We start from the raw sequence: 17,667 nt of genomic DNA, 5'->3' as shown, positions 1-17,667 counted from the left end.
ATAATACTATTGTTAAGGCTGTAACAGATAAAATCGGATAACTCAAATAACGTATTAAAAAATGACTATACTTTAGCATGATGATGTCCTCGATTTAGATTGATCACTACCATGCAGGATTGTTTGATGTTTAAATTGAATAAAACGGCTATATTTTATTTAAAAAGTGAATTTACTTAAGATTCAGGCAACAGGATCATCTTGTTTTGGATGTTTTTGATTGCCGAAGGTTGTATGCCAAACATTTGCATACAGGTTCTAGAAAAATGTGCTTGATCGGTAAAGCCACTCTGATGCGCTGCTGCAGTTAAATTATTTTCTTCATGTAGATTTTTAAGTGCAATAATCAAGCGTAACCACTTGCGATAACTACGTAATGAAATATCAAAATGGGAATTGAACCAATGTGTTAGACGACTTTCAGATAAGTGATGTAACGCTGCCAGCTCCTGACGTGAAGGAACAGAATTATATAATAGATGTTGATAGATATAGCCAGTCATTAATTGAGCACGTTCACTAGCTACCATACAATCAAAATAGCACTGTAATTGAGCAAAGGCTTTGGTAATATTATTAGTATGCAAAAAATAAAGCCGCAATTGCTCCAGAAGCGTTGTCGGCAGTATTTGTATCTGAGATGTTGAGGCAAAAAATTGATGTATAGCCTGCCCTAAATAATAAGTTCCATCCAAATAAATCGAGCAATACTTGCCTTTCTGTAACTGATGAACAGTATTTGCTGGAATGAAAAAACCCATACCCGTATATAACTGCTCGGATTCAATAATCTGCATAGATTGTACTGGATCGAGGGGAAAAGTGATCTGATGCGCAAGATGTCGATGTGGTCTGTTATCTCCTGCTTGTCCACAAAAATAACCGTAACCCAAACCAATAGCCATCTGACCTTGCCAATGTGATAGCTGCTCTTTTTTTATCATATTTATATTTTACAAGATTAACGCTAAAATTGAATGCTTTATACCGATATTTAAATACTTCAGTTATATTAAGTATTGAGATGGAATATATAAAATTTAAGAAACCTCAAAAGTAAGAACTTGATTTCTTTTAATTTAAGGTTTTCTAAAATTACCATATCACGCCTTATACGAAGCTATGAACCCTTATTCTCTAAGGATTTCATAGCTCACCACTTCACCATTAAAACAGCCTCTTTCTCCTCAAAACCCGATTCTCCTGAAGCAACCCGTTCAATCACATACTGTTCAAACTCATACTTTACAATCCCTCTAGTTGCCTTAAAAGCTGCTCGAATACGTTCTGCATCTCCCGAGTTTTTCATTCTTGGCCATTCCCTTTTGTAGATAGTTTGGATTCTCTTTCAGATAAGCAATAAAACTATCTAACTGTTGGATAAGCGCCATTATGTTAAATGGAATGAAAAAGACACCTAATCAGGTGTCTTTTTCATTTGAAACTAAGACAGGAGATTATCGATTAGAATCTAAAATTTCGTTGTGTTGGACTACTTCTTGGGCTTTTGAATAACTTTCAATAAGTAGTTCATATGCAGGGAAAATTTTGGTATACACTTGCGCCCATTCTTGAGCATCTTCACGGTTCCAAGTCTTTTGAATCTCTGAAGCAACAGCTGCTGTGTCCATAGGAACAACACCTGCTTGAACAACACGAGCTAGGGTGATTTCTTGGGCCATTTTAGTATAAGTACCAGAAGCATCGACTACTGCAAAAACCTTATAACCTTCCGCTACAGCACTGATAGCAGGGAATGCCATACATACACTAGTAATTGTACCTGCAATAATTAAGGTTTTTTTACCTGTGGCTTTAACCGCATTTACAAAATCTGGGTTATCCCAAGCGTTGATTTCACCTTTACGCGCTACATATTGTGCATGTGGAGCATTTTGATGAATTTCTGGAATTAGTGGACCATTCGGACCTTGTGGTACAGATGCTGTGGTGATCACAGGAATGTTTGCTAATGTAGCCATTTTAGCTAATGCAGCAGCTCTTTGGCGAAGTTCAGGCATAAGCATGTCGCCTACAGTCTGAAATAGACCACTTTGGTGGTCAATCAAAAGCATTACTGAATCAGATGGATCGATAACAGGACGTTGACCGTTAAAGTTCGCTGGAGTAGACATTTTTATTTCCTTAGATTTTGATTAGCTAGTAATTCTTATAATATTGGTATAACAATTGATTAAAAATATCTAATATAGAAATCATTGTCATATTTAAAGAACAATTTGATTATTTAGTAGGCTATGAATGAAGGATTTCAACGATCTCTATTATTTTGCAAAAGTCATTGAATATGGTGGTTTTTCTGCAGCCAGTAATGAGTTAATGGTGACAAAATCATTATTAAGCAGAAGAATTGCTGAATTAGAAAAGCGCTTAGGCGTGAAGCTTTTACATAGAAATACCCGGAATATCTCTATTACTGAGGTGGGGAAAATCTACTATCAGCATTGCCAAGCTATGATTATTGAGGCAGAAGCTGCCGATACTGCTATAGAAATGTTAAGTATTGAACCTGCCGGTACAGTTAAGATTTCATGCCCTGTCAACTTATTGCATTTCAATGTAAGTAAGATGCTTAACGATTTCTTGATAAAGTTTCCTAAAGTTCGATTACATGTTGAAGCTACTAATAGGAAAGTTGATTTAATTAATGAGCGATATGATGTAGCAATTAGAATTAGGCCTTTACCTTTAGAAGATAGCGATCTTGTCGTGCGTGACTTGTCATTGTCTAAGCAATTTATTGTTGCTAGCCCAGAATTAGCTTATAAGCACTTTTCAATAAAACATCCTAGTGAATTAAATCAGTGGCCCATTCTTATGATGGAATCTTTTGTTCCTGAATATAACTGGAGGTTATTCAATGAAAATAATGAACAGTATCTTTTGAAGTGCGAGCCACGATTAACAACAACAGACTTAAATGCTTTGCATCTTGCAACATTACAGGGATTAGGTATCGCTAAGTTACCTGAATTAATCATTCATAATGATTTGAAAGAAGGTCGATTGGTAAAAGTTCTTCCAGATTGGGAACCAAAACCTGAGTTGATCCATTTAGCATATACATCAAGAAGGGGCTTATTACCTTCTGTTAAAGCATTAATTGACTTTTTAATCGCTGAATTTGAGAAATATTAAAGTAACCAGTTCTTAAATTCTTTTAAAATCAACATAATGGTCGTTATACGAAGTTCTTTAAATTTTCATATAATAATCAACATCTTAGTCAAAACCATTCTAGGGTTCAGCGCACTAGAACGGCTTTTTCATGATTCTTCACGTTCCACGATTATGATGTAACCAATTTTTTACAAATTTAATGAGATCTACTCAACAGTTTAATCCGCTGATAAATGAAAAAAGGAAGCCATCGCTTCCTTTTTTTCAAGTCCATATAGACTTAGATTCCGTATTTCACACGGTAGGCTTCCATTTTCGCCAAGGCTTCGCTTTCACCTTTGGCATCTAAATAATTCATTAAATCTTTCATGGTAATTAAGGCATGTACAGGAATTTCCAATTCTTTTTGTACTTCCTGAATGGCAGATAATTCACCCTGACCTTTTTCCTGACGGTCTAATGCCACCAATACACCTGCAATTTGTGCACCTGCATTTTTTAGAATGGTGACCACTTCACGAATCGCTGTTCCTGCGGTAATTACATCATCAATGATCCAGACCTTTTTGCCTGCAACCGATGCACCGACCAACACGCCACCTTCACCGTGGTCTTTCGCTTCTTTACGGTTAAAGCCCCATGGCACACTCACACCATGATTTTGCGACAATGCTACAGCCGTTGCTGCGACAAAAGGAATCCCTTTATATGCAGGGCCAAACACCACTTCGACATTGTCACACTGAGTTAATTTATCTGCATAACCAGAAGCCAACAGTGATAGAGCCTCACCATCATTCAATAAACCAGCATTAAAAAAATAAGGACTCACTCGGCCTGATTTTAAAGTAAACTCACCAAATTTAAGCACACCACGTGATAAAGCGAGTTCGATAAATGCTTGTGGGTTAAATTGAGCTGGCGTTGACATGAGGTGCTCCGAAATTCATACATTGAGGTTATGACTGCGCATGATACCAAAGAGTAGCTACCCAAGTGATCAAAAAATTTTACGAGTGGTTTCAATTAACGTAAATGGCTTACGTTCATCCGTAGCCAAAGGCTTATTGGAATGGTTAGAACAGTCCGATGCCGATGTGGTGTGCATGCAAGAAAGTCGCATCACTCATGCACAATGGACAGATAAATTTAAACCTGAAGGTTGGTACACACATTTATTTCCTGCGGAGCGTGCAGGTTATGCAGGCACGGCTATTTATAGCCGTTTACCCTTTGTGTCTGTAACAGATGGTTTAGGTTTTGAACTGGCCGACTCTCAAGGACGCTTTATCAGTGCAGAATTTGATTTAGGTTTAGATCAACCTGTTCATATTTGCTCTTTGTATTTACCTTCAGGCTCGTCAGGTGACGAAGCACAAGCACGCAAAGATCATTTTTTAGAAAATTATCAACAGATTCTTAAACAATGGCGCGCTGAAAATAAATCCATCATTGTGTGTGGTGACTACAATATTGTGCATAAGCGCATTGATATTAAAAACTGGTCGGGCAATCAAAAATCTTCAGGCTGCTTACCACATGAACGTGCCTGGCTCGATCATATTTATGATGAACTCGGTTATGTCGATACCTTCCGCGAAGTACGCAAAGAAGCTGAGCTTTATTCTTGGTGGTCGAATCGTGGGCAAGCCCGTGCCAAGAACGTCGGTTGGCGTATTGATTACCAAGCCTGTTCACCTGACTGGAAGTCACGTACAGTCAATGCTTGGGTGTATAAAGATGAATGGTTTAGTGACCATGCACCCGTCATTATTGACTATCAAATTTAAATAGTTTGCGCATTTGAGTGAACAAATGTTCACTCAATATTATCTTTTTGCTCACAGCACATGACGCATTTGTGGTCTTTTTATCCTCGGTCAGAAACGGCATCATAGCGGCACGGCACAGGGACATGTCAGGATGACAGCAAAGGGATAGGAAGCCGTAGGATGGAATAAAACACAACTCGTTTTGAGTTTGTTTTCAAGGATGTGACAATGGACGTTGTAATGAGACCCGCATAATCAGGATGATTAAATGCGGGTTTTCTCTTTTTTATTGCTTATTTTTATTTAAGCGCTGATGTTTTGATTGTTTTAACATTCTTGTTTTTCATGAACATAGCATGCCAAGTTTAGATTGCAATTCGATGACAATTCCCATGACATCAGCATCTTTCGCCTAATTTTCCTGCAATGCTAGAGAAAGCAGATTTTTTTGTTTACCCTATGCTCAATCATTATCTTCAGGAATGTATTCTGTATGCTAAAAATTTATGGCATTAAAAACTGTAGCTCCATGAAAAAAGCCTTCGATTTGCTGACTGAACTGGGCTTGACCTATGAATTTCATGATTATAAAAAACAAGGGATTGATGCCGACACCTTAAAAACTTGGCTAGACCAAGTTGGACAAGAGCTGATTCTCAATAAAAAAGGCACCACTTGGCGTAAACTGACTGAAGCAGAACAACTACACGCCTTGGCTTCACAAGACCAATTAATCGAAACTCTGATGGCACAGCCGAGTTTAATCAAGCGCCCTGTTTTACAAACTGCTCAAGGTTATCTGGTCGGTTTTGATGAAGCGGCTTATCGAGCAATTCCTGCTTAAAAGGCACTTTTTAGATGTAAAAAAGCCTGATAGACAATCAGGCTTTTGATCACATCTTTTTTACCACTTTAGTTCATACGAACCCAAGTTTGGTTACGTCCTAATACAGCTACACCCAAATAACCACGGAGCTCAAGCTTTTTCCCACCCGAAGTCAGTTCACCTTTTAAGCTATAGGTTTTGCCATTTTTCGGGTCTAAAATCGTACCCTCATCATATTTTGTGCCGCCGACATTTTTCAGACCACGAACGATCGTTAGGCCTTTCAATGATTTGTTGTGATATGGACCTTCACATTTACTGCAAGCATTTTCTTCACCTGGTGTCAAAATGCTTTGAATGCTGGCAGTCAAAACACCATTTTTTTGCTCAGTAAATTTCACAACCGCACGTGGTTGCTTGGTTTTATCATCAATGGTTTTCCAAACTGTGCCATTTAATGGATCAGCCGCATTCGCAAGTACGGTTAATCCGAGCAATCCTAATGCAAGTGCAATTTTTTTCATTTTTGTTGATTTCCCTAGTCTGTCTGTAGACGTCTTTAAGTATTGTAAAGCCACAGCAAATTTGCAATTCTTGAATGTGACTGTTTAGTGTACCCTTGTAATTATTGTGGGTAAATATACTACTATTAGGCATAATTTATAACAAAATGGAAGAACCGTGAAGATATCAGCACCGTGGAAACAATTCATTACAGAAAGTCTTTTAAAAACGACCATCCGTACGCCGAGCCAATACAATCTCCCCCCAAATATACTGCGACATGGCTTAGAACAACTCTGTAAGATTTTCCCGACTCAGGCAGATGTCCAAGTTCGTCCTTTACGTTTAGGGCAATTGAATGCCGAAGAACTTAAACCACAAAAGGAATCGACCCAGCTCATCTTCCATATTCACGGTGGTGCTTTTTTTCTGGGTTCACTAAATACGCATCGTGCATTTTTGAGCCAAATCGCAGCACGGACACAAATGCAGGTGTTACATGTCGATTATCCACTCTCACCAGAACACCCGTTCCCAGAAGCAATTGATGCACTGTTCAACACGTATTTAAATTTACTGGATCAAGGTATTCTAGCCAAAGATATTATTTTATCGGGTGATTCTTGCGGTGCAAACCTCGCAGTTGCTTTGGCAATTAAAATCCGCCAAGCACAACTCGAACAGGTCAGTGGTTTAATTTTGCTTTCCCCATTTTTAGATTTGACCCTGACCAGTGAATCACTGCGCTTTAATCAAAAGCATGATGCCTTACTTTCTATTGAAGCCCTCGAAGCAGGCATTGATTACTATTTACCTGCGGACATTGATCGTGGAGACCCACGCGTCTCACCTTTATTCGATGATTTGACGGGTTTACCTCCGACACTGATTCAGGTCGGTTCTAAAGAAATTTTAATGGATGATGGGCAACGCTTTCAGCAACAAGCCGAGGCTGCAGGCGTTCAAGTTGAATTTAAGATTTACACAGGGATGTGGCATAACTTTCATATGTTTAGTGCTTGGTTTGAAGAAGCCCAACAAGCTTTAGCAGATTTAGCCGCATTCGCGCACCGCCTAGATAAAAATTAAAATGCCATAAAAAAGGTCAGCATCTGCTGACCTTTTCGTTTCTTAATCTTCAAGCTTAGATGAGTTTAACCTGTGCCAAAGCTGCTTCAATCGCTTTATTTTTAAGTTCTTCACCCATATTGACACCTTCAGCACGTACAACATCTACCTGCTCGACACCAGTAAAGTTAAACACCGTTTTCAAAAAGCCTTCTTGGAAATCCGCAGGACTATTATCACCATAGACACCGCCACGACTGCTGGCAATATAAACCTGTTTATTGCCAGCCAAACCTACAGGACCATTTTCAGTATATTTAAAAGTTTTACCTGCAACACTAATACGGTCAATCCATGCTTTTAAGGTTGAAGCCAAACCAAAGTTGTACATTGCTGCACCTACAACGACCACATCTGCAGCTAAATACTGCTGGATGATCTGTTCACCTAAAGCTGCTTGCTCAGCATTTTGACCCATTAAGATTTCTGCAGTTAGATGTGGAATCGGCTGTGCGGCCAAATCCAAATACTCAACCTGTACATTGTCGTGCTTCGCTTGTAATTGCTCAACAATCGCTTGGCTTAACTGGCGCGAAACTGATGCTGTACCTAAAATGCTTGAGTCGATATGTAAAACTTTCATGATGCCACCGTAATTTTTGCTCTCTTGGAATAGAAGCAAGTTTAGGCCATCTATAAAAATAGAATAATTACTTCCGTTAATACACTATGTTCCATTTTTAGAACAAATTTAAATCTCTCTGAAAAAGAGAAATGTAAAGCAATCAAAAGTTTGATTAAAATTTATGCTATGGTTAGCAAAAATAATTCTCGCTTTAAAACAACAAAGGAATTGTTGATGTCGAGGGAATAAAAATCAATGACGACCAACTCACCGCCCCCATCTCCAGCCTCGCTTCAACATAGACTCAAGAAAATTGTGCTTGAATATGGGGTGATCATGAACTGGAATACATTGAATAAATGTATTCTGATGTTAATTTTAGGCTGTGTGACTCATCTAATTTGGATGCTCTGGAAAATTTTTATTTGGTTGAACCCCAGCCTATGGAGCATGACCAATTTAGGACTCATTAAACAACAAATTGTACTGAATCTGATTTTTATCGTCGTGCTTAGTAGCCTGATTTATCCTTGCATTTATTGGCAACACAAAGCTTGGGTCAAACGTTTTTTACCTTATATTACGGTGTGGTGTTTTATTACCTCTTTATGCCGAGATGCATATCTAATTGGCGTACTCAGCCCTGCGACCTTAAGCTCTTTTGTCAGTTTACTCACGGTAGGTTTAATTTTATTTCCCCGTTCAATTGTTTACAGCGCCTTAATCCCTTCAACTTTATATTTATTTGTTTGTGGTTATTTGAGTTTACATGGCATGTTGCCTTATGCCCCCATTTTCAATTTACCCAATGATACCTACGCCAATGCATTTTGGGTTGGAAGTATGCTGTATTTCATTACCCCTGTGGTCATGATTTGTCTGATCTTATTTGAAATTCTACTCAGTCAATGGCGCAATCGTGAACAGCTCATTCAACAACTCAGCAGAATTGATCCACTGACCAATACCTATAATCGGCGTAGTCTGAATCAATATTTAGAGCACATCCAGCGTAAGAAAAATCAAAATTATGCCTTAGTCTTGCTTGATCTGGATCATTTTAAGTCTATAAATGACTGCCATGGGCACCATAAAGGCGATGAAGCCTTGATTCTAGTCGGGCAACTGCTCAAGCAGCATTTACGTGAAACCGATATTGTGGGACGTTTTGGAGGAGAAGAGTTTTTATTGCTGCTATATCACAGCACGCTTGAACAGGCTCAACACACGGCGGAACGCTGTCGCGCTGCAATTGAACATTTAGAATTGAAGGATGATAATGGCAGCCGTATTGCGCTGACTGCCAGTTTTGGAATTTCAACCGCACAATCCCCTTTAACTCCCTTTCAGTTACTGACCCAAGCGGATAAAGCCTTATACTTGGCCAAAGCATCTGGACGTAATCAAGTGCATATTTTCCAAGCGCAAACAGAAAATGGGGTGTCTGTCCCTTAGTGTTTTATTCTCACTTACTCAGCTTCGGTTTGATAGGCTTCCAAATAATTGACCCAACGCCCTTCCACCATCGCTGCTTCAACCCAAGCCTGTACCGCAGGATGTTGTAACATACTTTGCATATAACGCTGACTCGATGCAGACACGGGCAAAGCATACGTTTTAAATCGCATCACCACAGGCGCATAAAATGCATCGGCAATACTGAATGCTCCGCAGAGAAACCCATCCAGATCTGGACGTTCTGCCCAGATTTGCTCAATACGTGCGACATCTTGCCTTAACTCGCTATTTTCAGCCCAAAGCCGTTGACCCACTTCTGCCAAGTGTGCCCGAATATTCATGCCACATAAGGTTCTTAATTGGGTAAAGCCACTGTGCATTTCCGCACTGATACTTCTGGCTCTGGCACGTTGAGCTTTATCCTTGGGCCAAAGCGCATACTCAGGATATTGTTCTGCTAAATATTCACAAATAGCCAAAGAATCCCAGACTTTGACCTCTTGATCATACAAAATCGGCACTTTAGCATTGTCCGAAATAGACAATAATTTTTGCTTAAATGCGCCAATGGAGCGTTCGCGATCAAAATAAATCATGTGCTCTTGAAAAGGAATTTCAAAGGCTTTGAGCACCAACCATGGGCGCATCGACCAGCTGGAATAATTTTTATTGGCAATATAAAGCTCTAACATGATTAAGGTCCTAGATCTTGTCCGAATTGTTTTAATTGTTGCAACAGCTCAGCTTCGCTAAATGCTCCTGTTAAACGGAGTCCGCGTACTTCCTGTTGTTGAGGGGTTAAAAATAAATAGGTCGGTGGGCCTAAAATATCCCATTGATTTAATAATTGTTGATGACTGGCATCGTAATGACTTAAATCCAACTTAATCAGCGTGTATGGACTGAGTGCTTGCTGGACTTGGGCGGATTTTAAAATGCGATGCTCAATCGGCTGACATGCCACGCACCAGTCTGCATAAACATCAATCACAATGGCCCGATCTTTCGGAGCTTGTGCCAAAATTTGCTGAAACTCTGCGGCGGTTTGCGCCACATGCCACTGCATCTGTTGTTGCCCCTGTTCTACGAAGAAACGCTGGCTTTGTTGATATTGGCTATAAAACACATAAGGTACCACCAACAGCAAAATCACAAGATATAATGGACGTAAAGGCGATTGTTGCCATAGGGCACGATACAACGCATAACCGATAAAGCTAAGACCCAATAACAGACTTAAACCCTGCATCCAGCTTTCTGAAAGCAAGGGGCGAATGAAATAAAGTGCTAAGGCTAACATCAGAAAGGCAAATAACACCTTAATCTGGTTCATCCATAAACCTGCTTTTGGCAAGGCTTTAGCTCCAAGAATACTGGCCAGCAATAAAGGTAGGCCCATACCAAAACCCAGCGTAAACAACAGTAAAGCACCTTGCCACTGATTCTGGGTTTGAGAAATAAATAGCAAAGCGCCTGCGAGTGGTGCTGTCATACAAGGACCGACCAGCAAAGCTGAAATCATGCCCATAACTGCCGCGCCAATCAGGCTACCGCCTTTCTGCATCGACTGCCAATGATCTAAACGATGTACCACTGCATGTGGCAAACGTAATTCGAATAGTCCAAATAAATTGAGCGCAAACACCACGAACAGCAAACTAAACGCAATTAAAGTTGAGGGCTGTTGTAACCAACGCTGAAAGTTCAAACCTGCGGAAGAGGCAACCAAGCCCAACACTGCATAGACCATCGCCATACTGCATACAAAGACCAAAGCAATCATCCATGCTTTGACTCCGCGCCGATCACGTACAATCAAGGAGCTGAGAATTGGGATCATAGGTAAAGAACATGGTGTAAATGCCAGCAAAATGCCTAAACCCAAGAACAGCAATAAACCATAAATCGGTGAGCGCTGTGCCAATTGCGTAGACCAGCGTTGGTCCTGAGCAGTTTGTGATGCAGATGTTGCATTGGTCTGATCTAAAGCATCTGTATTTTCTACGGTAGCACTATTGTTATTCGAATTTAAATCTAACAATCGCTTAGGTGCTGTAAATTGATTTTGCAAAGCCACCAAACCATCTGCATCGGTTTTAAATTCAATGGTTTGTGGTGGATAACAAATACGGTCTTTGGCACAACCTTGCCAAGTCACTTGATATGTTTGTGAAGCCTGCGTTGGCACATTAAATTGTACCTGCTGATAATAAACTTGAGTTTGACCATAGTTATCATCATGCAAGTCCTCTGCCTTTGGCAGTTTTAAGGGCAAAACATGTTGCCCTTGCCGCACTTCAAATTTATGCTGATACAAATAATAATGTTCGGGAATATCCCAATGTAACTGCACTTCTTGTGCAGTTACAGATTCGACTTGAACAGGAAAAGCCTCTTCGGCAGATAATAAGGCTTGCTGCGCATGTAGGAAGGTTGAACAGAAAGCCAACAAAACAGTACACAGCCAGAGCACACTGCGCCCATAAGATTTTGAAAGCAGCAGAGACTTTTCCATAAACAAGACTGACACCCTTAGAATAAGTACGAAACGCCTAAACCTGATTGATAACTCTTATCTGCGCCACTGAGCACGACCCCCACACTGGCATCGAACTGAGTACGGTCATTCAATGCATAAATGACCCCCGAGCCCAATGAATATTCATAATCTTGGCTCTCTGCTTTGCGATATACAAATTCAGAAAAACCAGACCATTTGTCAGAAAGTTTATAGCCAATGGTAGGGATTGCCGTCACAGCCCAATCCCCATTTTGAACTTCATAGCGCATGGTAATCGACGTATCGACCAAATCGCTTTGCTTATAAGAAACGGCAGTCGCCAAGGCATAAATATCATCTTCTGCGGTAAAGCCATCATTTCCTGTGGCCAACACCGCTTCTAAAAGCACAGCCATGGTCAAGTTTTCATCGTTCAAATCAATTGCACTTTTTAAACCGATGCTCACATCACCTAAACCATCTTCATCAACGGTTTTTCCCGCTTGTTTGACTTGGCTCCATGATGGCCCTTGCCAACCCAGTTGTAATTCTAAGTTATGTGCAATCCCCGTACGGAGTAACATGTCGGCATTTAGCGTCGTCGTTTTTTGCTGTACACCATTGACCGTACTTTCTTCATAATTCGCACTTGGTAAACCTTGTTCCCAAGCCAATTGCCCAATTGGGGTAATCCCTGTCCCAATACCCGAACCTGGTCGATCAAAAGAGAAGTCTGCCGCAAAAGCTGGACAAGCTGCACCAAGAGTCAGTGCCAATACGCCATATTGTTGTAATTTTTTCATGATTCGCCTCAGTGATTAAGCTAATTCTTTCGACATTTTTGCACCCTGACTACGCAACAACTCTAGGGTTTGACGTTCTTCTGGTAAGGCTTCACTCCAATTGATTTCATCAAAGTCGCAATCAAAGAATAAATCACTAATTGAAGATAAAATAGTCAGCCCTTGCTCATCACGCGTATTTGGGTCAACTTTAATTGCCAATAAGCGCTGCACAGCAGGTACACACGCTGAACTCGCCGCATCCCAAAGTGGGCCATACAACTCTTCACTGTCCCATAAATAAAAATTGGCTTTGGCTTGGATTAAGGCTTCCAAAATATCTAAATGAACGGCTAATTCTTGCTGTTTTTGTTCTTCGCTGAGTCCTTGACCTGCTTCGTAAGCTTCGCTGACATGTTCCCACCATTGAAATAAACCATCCGACCACACTGAAACAGCAGGTCCTTTTTCAGCATCAATAAAGTTTGGATCTAAACCATCAGCCAAAAGACGTTGTACTTGTGGCAGGTCTAATTCTTCTATCGCCTGCACAAAGACTTGTTGTTGTGCTGTTAACATGGAACATACTCTTTCATCAGTTTCAGAATATTATGCCGAATTCTCGGTCATTTGTTTTATGTAAATGTATATCTAAAGTTTTTAATTCATATAAAAAAAGCCCCGCAGGGCTTTTTTCTATTTTAGGCTCAATCAGTTGAGCTTAATCTTCATCATCAATCGCATCTTTGTCTGCATCAGCATCCGCAAATTCTAATTGCCCACCTCGGGGATTTTCTCTTTTTTCAAACAGATGCTCAAGACTACGTTTCAAACGATCAATAGCACCATGCAAGGCGGTATCAACATTATGTCCTTTGTGATTCACAACCACAGGTTTTAATCCTGCTGGGCGTGCTTCAATCATACATTTAATATCATCATCGCCGCCTTTATCCCCATTCTCATCACTTAAATGTACGGAGAAATGGGTAATACGTTCACTATGACGTTGGAATTCTTCATTCAGTTCTGCACGCACATAACTAATTAAACGATCATTATTTTGAATGTTTTTATCTGTACGGATTTCAATGTTCATAATCTAATCCTCTTTATCTATCTGAATCTTTTTGTGCAAAACTTTTTTATCTTGGCACGCTTGTAACTTGCTGTTTACACAGCATTCGAACATCTTTAATCAATTTTGGAACTCATCTCCTCATTGAAATGATGAACACTTTTGAGTCTGCAGAATCGTGTCCTTGTCCTTTGAATATCGGGCTTAACTCAAAAATATGCAAGTGCTATTTTAAAAAAAATAGCAAAAGGATAACCAATTATGACAACTCCTTACTTGCATGGTTAAGAACTCATCAACTCCATACGCACTGCGCCCTATTGCCACAATTTAATTGGCTATTACGGTCAAATTATTCACCCTACATCGTCGCATTAAACCTGTGTCGCAGTGCAATTTGTAGCGAATGGTAAAAGCTTTGGAGAAAACGAGCTTGAGTATAAGTTAAGAACTTATTATCAACAGATTGTGTGACACGGTATTTGCCGAGATGACTGTGCATTCATAAGTTTTATTGCATAATCAATAAAGAAACTTTGATGTTGATGAACACCCCCATTCTCTTAAACCGCTAAAAAAACAATCTTAATCCTATATATTTTTATAGTGATTCAAAACTCCCCATAATTGACCATTCGGTTAATTATTTATCACAGAATCGGTGCAAATATTTGTTGCATATCATTTTTATATTGATGAATAAACATCCGTAAAATTTAAAGCATATTTTTACTGTATAAAAAAACCAATAAAACATACACCGATTGGGAAAATGATCAATGTTTTCAATAACATTGACTATCTTTTTACAAGCTATTTTTCAATGGCTAATTTTTTAAATTATTGGTCAAATTTGGCTTTATTTTTGCTAAAGAATCTGTATCCTTTATACGCTTTCTCGGGGGAGATATTTTTAATGAAACTGACTCAAATTGCGGCGACATGTGCATTGGCTACTGCAGCAACTTTTACTCAAGCTGCGCCAATCTGGCAAGATTTTAGTATCACAGGTTTATATGGTGAAGATTACCAACTGATTGCACGTGAAGACGAGCAAAGTACGGTAACTTTTGAATACGCAGCAAAATTGCAATACGGTGATTTTTTCGCTTTTGCTGACCGCACCAATAACGATGTGAGTGGCAACGAAACTTATTTCGAAGTTTCACCGCGTTTGAGCCTCGGTGCAGTCTCTGGTCAAAAACTTGAGCTTGGACCAATTAAAGATGTATTGGTTGCAACCACGTGGGAAGGTGGCGAAGGCTTCAATAACTACTTATATGGTATTGGTGTAGATTTAGCGATTCCATATTTCCAATATGCGCAAGTTAACCTTTACAAAGCCGACAATGATTTGCAAAAAGATGACTACCAAATGACTTTGGTTTACGGTGTGCCATTTAAAGTGGGTTCAGAAGACTTCTTGGTTGATGGCTTCTTAGACTGGTCAACTGCTGAAAAAGGTGATCACGCGAGCGAAATGAACTGGACCACACAATGGAAATGGAATGTAGGTAAACACATTTCTCCAAACACACGTTTATACCTTGGTACTGAATGGTCAGTATGGAATAACAAATACGGTATTTCGGGTAAAGACGAAAATAACGTCAGTGCTTTAATTAAATACCATTTCTAAGAATTTAATTGACGTTAAAAAAGCAAGACATCGGTCTTGCTTTTTTTATGGCTAAATGAAAAGTTCCATCGTTTAAATTAAGCGTTTTGGACGTAAATTCTCTGCAATCAGACTAATAACAGCGTGATTTTGTTGCATGGCATTGCGATAAAAGCTTTTTAATTGGGTCAACAATAAGGTCAATTCAGCTTGATCCAACTCAGCCGTGTTATCCCCTAATAACTGAGCGACATCAGACGTAGGTCGATGTTGCCGACAATATTTTTGCAAATCTTCTGTGCTGATTTGTTCGAGTGCCTGTGTTAATTCCATGACATGGACCGCAGGATTATAACGTGCGACGGGTTTTAGTTTTGGATGTTCTGAAATGGGATATTCAGCATAAATTAAATCATGCAAACTCAAACTTGCTGAACTGTGTTGACTTAACACCTGATCTAACACAGGCCATAGTTTCCCCAAATCGATTTGTTGCTGTAAGTTTGGGGCATGTTCTATATCCTTCATGCTGTAGGCATCAAGCATCAAGTTTTCTAAATCATTCGGGGCTATGCTAAAAAGAAACGCGTCCATGATGAGCTCCTTCTTATACTTATTGAAATTAGCTTAGCTCGATTTGTACTGCAAAACACTCGCTAAAATGTGTCAATTCAACAGTAGTTTGTAACTTAAAAATCAAAGGCTTTGATTTGGTTGTGTCGAGTCTGACCTTTCCTCTACAAACATTGGGAGATTTCAATTGATGCGATTTACCGTAGAATAAACCGGACTCTATTCTTCTACTTGAATAACAATGAATATTCTCAAAATTTTAACACTTGGCTGTACCATGAGCCTCCTGCTTTCATTTTCAAACACTCAAGCTGCTGAATTGGACTACACACAACAATTACAGCAAGGCTGTGGCAAACTAAAACAATATGCGCGTCTAGGTAAGCAATATTACGATCAAAAACAATATGCCAAAGCACTAACCCAATTTGAAGATCAGGCAGCTTGGTCTCACTTTTGCCAGATCAATGCCGAAGAGAGTGGTGTTAATGTCACAGATCGTGATATCGAAATCGCCAACAATAATGTCGGGCTGACGTATGCCAAACTGGGCAAGCCCCTTTGGGCACGGGCATGGTTTCTACGTAACCCCGATTCTAAAATGAGCCAGTTTAATTTGTCCCAATTGCCCAAAATGCAACAATCAACATCATTGGCAGGAACTTATGTGGCGAAAAATGGCTTTGGACAATGGGACACCATCACCGTAAAGAAACTAAAAAATGCTTATCAAATTGAATTTGAAGGCTATTACTTCGGTTTACGCGGTCTAATTTATGGACCAAACCTCGGCAGTTTTGATGTAGAAATGCCTTTAAATCAGAAACATGCCGTATACCATTATGAAGATTGTCAGATTGATTTAACCTTTACCTCACACCCGCAGCAGGGACAGCAAATTGTGGTGGAAGAACAGCAAAATACATCGGGCTGTGGCTTTGGGCATAATGTTTCGGCCAATGGCACGTATTTGAAGGTAGAAACCAAGTAAGAAAAAGCCTCATCAGAGGCTTTCCTGTTTAAATCGCCACTAAATCTTTAATGCCTTTGTCAGGCATTTCTACACCTCGTCCCTGTGCAATCACTTGACCACGTGCCATCACGGTATAGCCATCTGCCAGTTCTTCAGCAAAGTCATAAAACTGTTCCACCAAGATGATTGCCATATCGCCTCCATCCGCCAGCTTACGAATCACACGGCCAATATCTTTAATAATGGACGGCTGAATACCCTCTGTCGGTTCATCCAAAATTAACACTTTGGGTTCAGAAGCCAGTGCACGGGCAATTGCCAACTGCTGCTGCTGTCCACCCGATAAATCCCCTCCACGGCGATGCTTCATTTCATGAAGTATAGGAAAAATTTCATACAGATATTCAGGCACTTTCTTGGCTTTGGCACCAGAGAACTTCGCCATGCCAATTAAAATATTTTCTTCTACGGTTAAAGTCGAAAAAATGTCCCGTCCTTGTGGGACATAAGCTAAACCCGCCCGAACTCGCTGTTCAGGACTCAATTTCGAAATGTCTTTGCCATCCAATACAATCTGTCCTGACTTGATGGGTAAAATCCCCATCAGACATTTCAGTAAGGTGGTTTTACCGACACCATTGCGTCCTAACACCACCGAACATTCTCCTATCGGCGCTTGGAACGACACATCACGTAAAATGTGGCTACCGCCATAATATTGGTTTACCGCCTTAACTTCTAACATGTGC

20 protein-coding genes are annotated in these 17,667 nt (G+C 39.9%); 7 read left to right on the top strand and 13 right to left on the bottom strand.

Annotated features, from left to right (window positions below; genetic code table 11):
* Positions 1-176 precede the first annotated feature (176 nt).
* The 3 genes from C3F34_RS07365 to C3F34_RS07360 form a co-directional block, all read right to left on the bottom strand.
* On the bottom strand, positions 177-944 hold the full coding sequence (locus tag C3F34_RS07365) for a helix-turn-helix domain-containing protein (protein ID WP_104441334.1): 768 nt from the start codon (positions 942-944) through the stop codon (positions 177-179).
* Between the two features lie 209 nt (positions 945-1,153).
* The gene (locus tag C3F34_RS20405) at positions 1,154-1,309 is read right to left on the bottom strand and encodes a hypothetical protein (RefSeq protein ID WP_171284958.1); all 156 of its coding nucleotides are present in this window, start codon (positions 1,307-1,309) and stop codon (positions 1,154-1,156) included.
* A 148-nt stretch (positions 1,310-1,457) separates the two neighbouring features.
* A complete protein-coding gene (locus tag C3F34_RS07360) occupies positions 1,458-2,135 on the bottom strand; it encodes a hydrolase (RefSeq protein ID WP_044738875.1) in 678 nt (225 codons plus the stop codon).
* Between the two features lie 127 nt (positions 2,136-2,262).
* On the opposite strand from C3F34_RS07360, the gene C3F34_RS07355 reads away from it, so the two are divergent.
* Complete coding sequence (locus tag C3F34_RS07355) at positions 2,263-3,159, top strand: LysR substrate-binding domain-containing protein (RefSeq protein ID WP_044738874.1); 897 nt, start codon at positions 2,263-2,265, stop codon at positions 3,157-3,159.
* A gap of 262 nt (positions 3,160-3,421) precedes the next feature.
* Here the strand turns inward: C3F34_RS07355 and pyrE are convergent, their stop codons facing one another.
* Positions 3,422-4,072 carry an orotate phosphoribosyltransferase gene (gene pyrE / locus C3F34_RS07350; protein ID WP_016168849.1) on the bottom strand — a complete coding sequence of 217 codons (651 nt, stop codon included), beginning with the start codon at positions 4,070-4,072 and terminating at the stop codon, positions 3,422-3,424.
* A gap of 40 nt (positions 4,073-4,112) precedes the next feature.
* Here pyrE and C3F34_RS07345 point away from each other — a divergent pair, with 40 nt between their 5' ends.
* Both C3F34_RS07345 and C3F34_RS07340 read left to right on the top strand, forming a co-directional pair.
* Positions 4,113-4,931, top strand: a complete 819-nt coding sequence (locus tag C3F34_RS07345) for an exodeoxyribonuclease III (RefSeq protein ID WP_104441333.1) — start codon at positions 4,113-4,115, stop codon at positions 4,929-4,931.
* A gap of 475 nt (positions 4,932-5,406) precedes the next feature.
* Positions 5,407-5,757 (top strand): arsenate reductase, encoded by a 351-nt coding sequence (locus tag C3F34_RS07340; RefSeq protein WP_016168851.1) that lies wholly within the window; start codon positions 5,407-5,409, stop codon positions 5,755-5,757.
* Between the two features lie 68 nt (positions 5,758-5,825).
* Here C3F34_RS07340 and C3F34_RS07335 read toward each other — a convergent pair whose 3' ends face one another.
* On the bottom strand, positions 5,826-6,263 hold the full coding sequence (locus tag C3F34_RS07335) for a DUF2147 domain-containing protein (protein ID WP_016168852.1): 438 nt from the start codon (positions 6,261-6,263) through the stop codon (positions 5,826-5,828).
* 157 nt (positions 6,264-6,420) lie between these two features.
* On the opposite strand from C3F34_RS07335, the gene C3F34_RS07330 reads away from it, so the two are divergent.
* Positions 6,421-7,332, top strand: coding sequence for an alpha/beta hydrolase (locus C3F34_RS07330; protein ID WP_016168853.1), 912 nt, complete (start codon positions 6,421-6,423; stop codon positions 7,330-7,332).
* Positions 7,333-7,387: 55 nt separating this feature from the next.
* Here C3F34_RS07330 and C3F34_RS07325 read toward each other — a convergent pair whose 3' ends face one another.
* Positions 7,388-7,954 carry an FMN-dependent NADH-azoreductase gene (locus C3F34_RS07325; RefSeq protein WP_016168854.1) on the bottom strand — a complete coding sequence of 189 codons (567 nt, stop codon included), beginning with the start codon at positions 7,952-7,954 and terminating at the stop codon, positions 7,388-7,390.
* 237 nt (positions 7,955-8,191) lie between these two features.
* Here C3F34_RS07325 and C3F34_RS07320 point away from each other — a divergent pair, with 237 nt between their 5' ends.
* Positions 8,192-9,391 carry a GGDEF domain-containing protein gene (locus C3F34_RS07320; protein WP_213064797.1) on the top strand — a complete coding sequence of 400 codons (1,200 nt, stop codon included), beginning with the start codon at positions 8,192-8,194 and terminating at the stop codon, positions 9,389-9,391.
* A gap of 14 nt (positions 9,392-9,405) precedes the next feature.
* Here C3F34_RS07320 and C3F34_RS07315 read toward each other — a convergent pair whose 3' ends face one another.
* From C3F34_RS07315 to C3F34_RS07295, 5 genes are all read right to left on the bottom strand, one after another.
* Positions 9,406-10,086 carry a glutathione S-transferase family protein gene (locus C3F34_RS07315; RefSeq protein WP_016168856.1) on the bottom strand — a complete coding sequence of 227 codons (681 nt, stop codon included), beginning with the start codon at positions 10,084-10,086 and terminating at the stop codon, positions 9,406-9,408.
* Between the two features lie 2 nt (positions 10,087-10,088).
* On the bottom strand, positions 10,089-11,909 hold the full coding sequence (gene dsbD / locus C3F34_RS07310; protein WP_104441332.1) for a protein-disulfide reductase DsbD: 1,821 nt from the start codon (positions 11,907-11,909) through the stop codon (positions 10,089-10,091).
* A gap of 17 nt (positions 11,910-11,926) precedes the next feature.
* Positions 11,927-12,697 (bottom strand): transporter, encoded by a 771-nt coding sequence (locus tag C3F34_RS07305; RefSeq protein ID WP_104441331.1) that lies wholly within the window; start codon positions 12,695-12,697, stop codon positions 11,927-11,929.
* Between the two features lie 15 nt (positions 12,698-12,712).
* Positions 12,713-13,255, bottom strand: coding sequence for an ankyrin repeat domain-containing protein (locus C3F34_RS07300; protein ID WP_104441330.1), 543 nt, complete (start codon positions 13,253-13,255; stop codon positions 12,713-12,715).
* 142 nt (positions 13,256-13,397) lie between these two features.
* Positions 13,398-13,775: an HPF/RaiA family ribosome-associated protein gene (locus C3F34_RS07295; RefSeq protein WP_104441329.1), complete on the bottom strand. Its 378-nt coding sequence runs from the start codon at positions 13,773-13,775 to the stop codon at positions 13,398-13,400.
* A gap of 895 nt (positions 13,776-14,670) precedes the next feature.
* Between C3F34_RS07295 and C3F34_RS07290 the strand changes: the two genes are divergently transcribed.
* Positions 14,671-15,393 (top strand): outer membrane protein OmpK, encoded by a 723-nt coding sequence (locus C3F34_RS07290; protein ID WP_104442309.1) that lies wholly within the window; start codon positions 14,671-14,673, stop codon positions 15,391-15,393.
* A 72-nt stretch (positions 15,394-15,465) separates the two neighbouring features.
* Here the strand turns inward: C3F34_RS07290 and C3F34_RS07285 are convergent, their stop codons facing one another.
* Complete coding sequence (locus C3F34_RS07285; RefSeq protein ID WP_044738865.1) at positions 15,466-15,966, bottom strand: DUF1877 family protein; 501 nt, start codon at positions 15,964-15,966, stop codon at positions 15,466-15,468.
* A 226-nt stretch (positions 15,967-16,192) separates the two neighbouring features.
* Here C3F34_RS07285 and C3F34_RS07280 point away from each other — a divergent pair, with 226 nt between their 5' ends.
* The gene (locus C3F34_RS07280; RefSeq protein WP_171284993.1) at positions 16,193-16,936 is read left to right on the top strand and encodes a hypothetical protein; all 744 of its coding nucleotides are present in this window, start codon (positions 16,193-16,195) and stop codon (positions 16,934-16,936) included.
* 28 nt (positions 16,937-16,964) lie between these two features.
* On the opposite strand, the gene urtE is transcribed toward C3F34_RS07280, so the two are convergent.
* Positions 16,965-17,663: an urea ABC transporter ATP-binding subunit UrtE gene (gene urtE / locus C3F34_RS07275; protein WP_044738863.1), complete on the bottom strand. Its 699-nt coding sequence runs from the start codon at positions 17,661-17,663 to the stop codon at positions 16,965-16,967.
* Positions 17,664-17,667 lie beyond the last annotated feature (4 nt).

The organism is Acinetobacter sp. ACNIH2 (assembly GCF_002934965.1).
GTDB lineage: Bacteria > Pseudomonadota > Gammaproteobacteria > Pseudomonadales > Moraxellaceae > Acinetobacter > Acinetobacter tandoii.
This window is presented reverse-complemented; position numbering and strand designations above follow the sequence as displayed.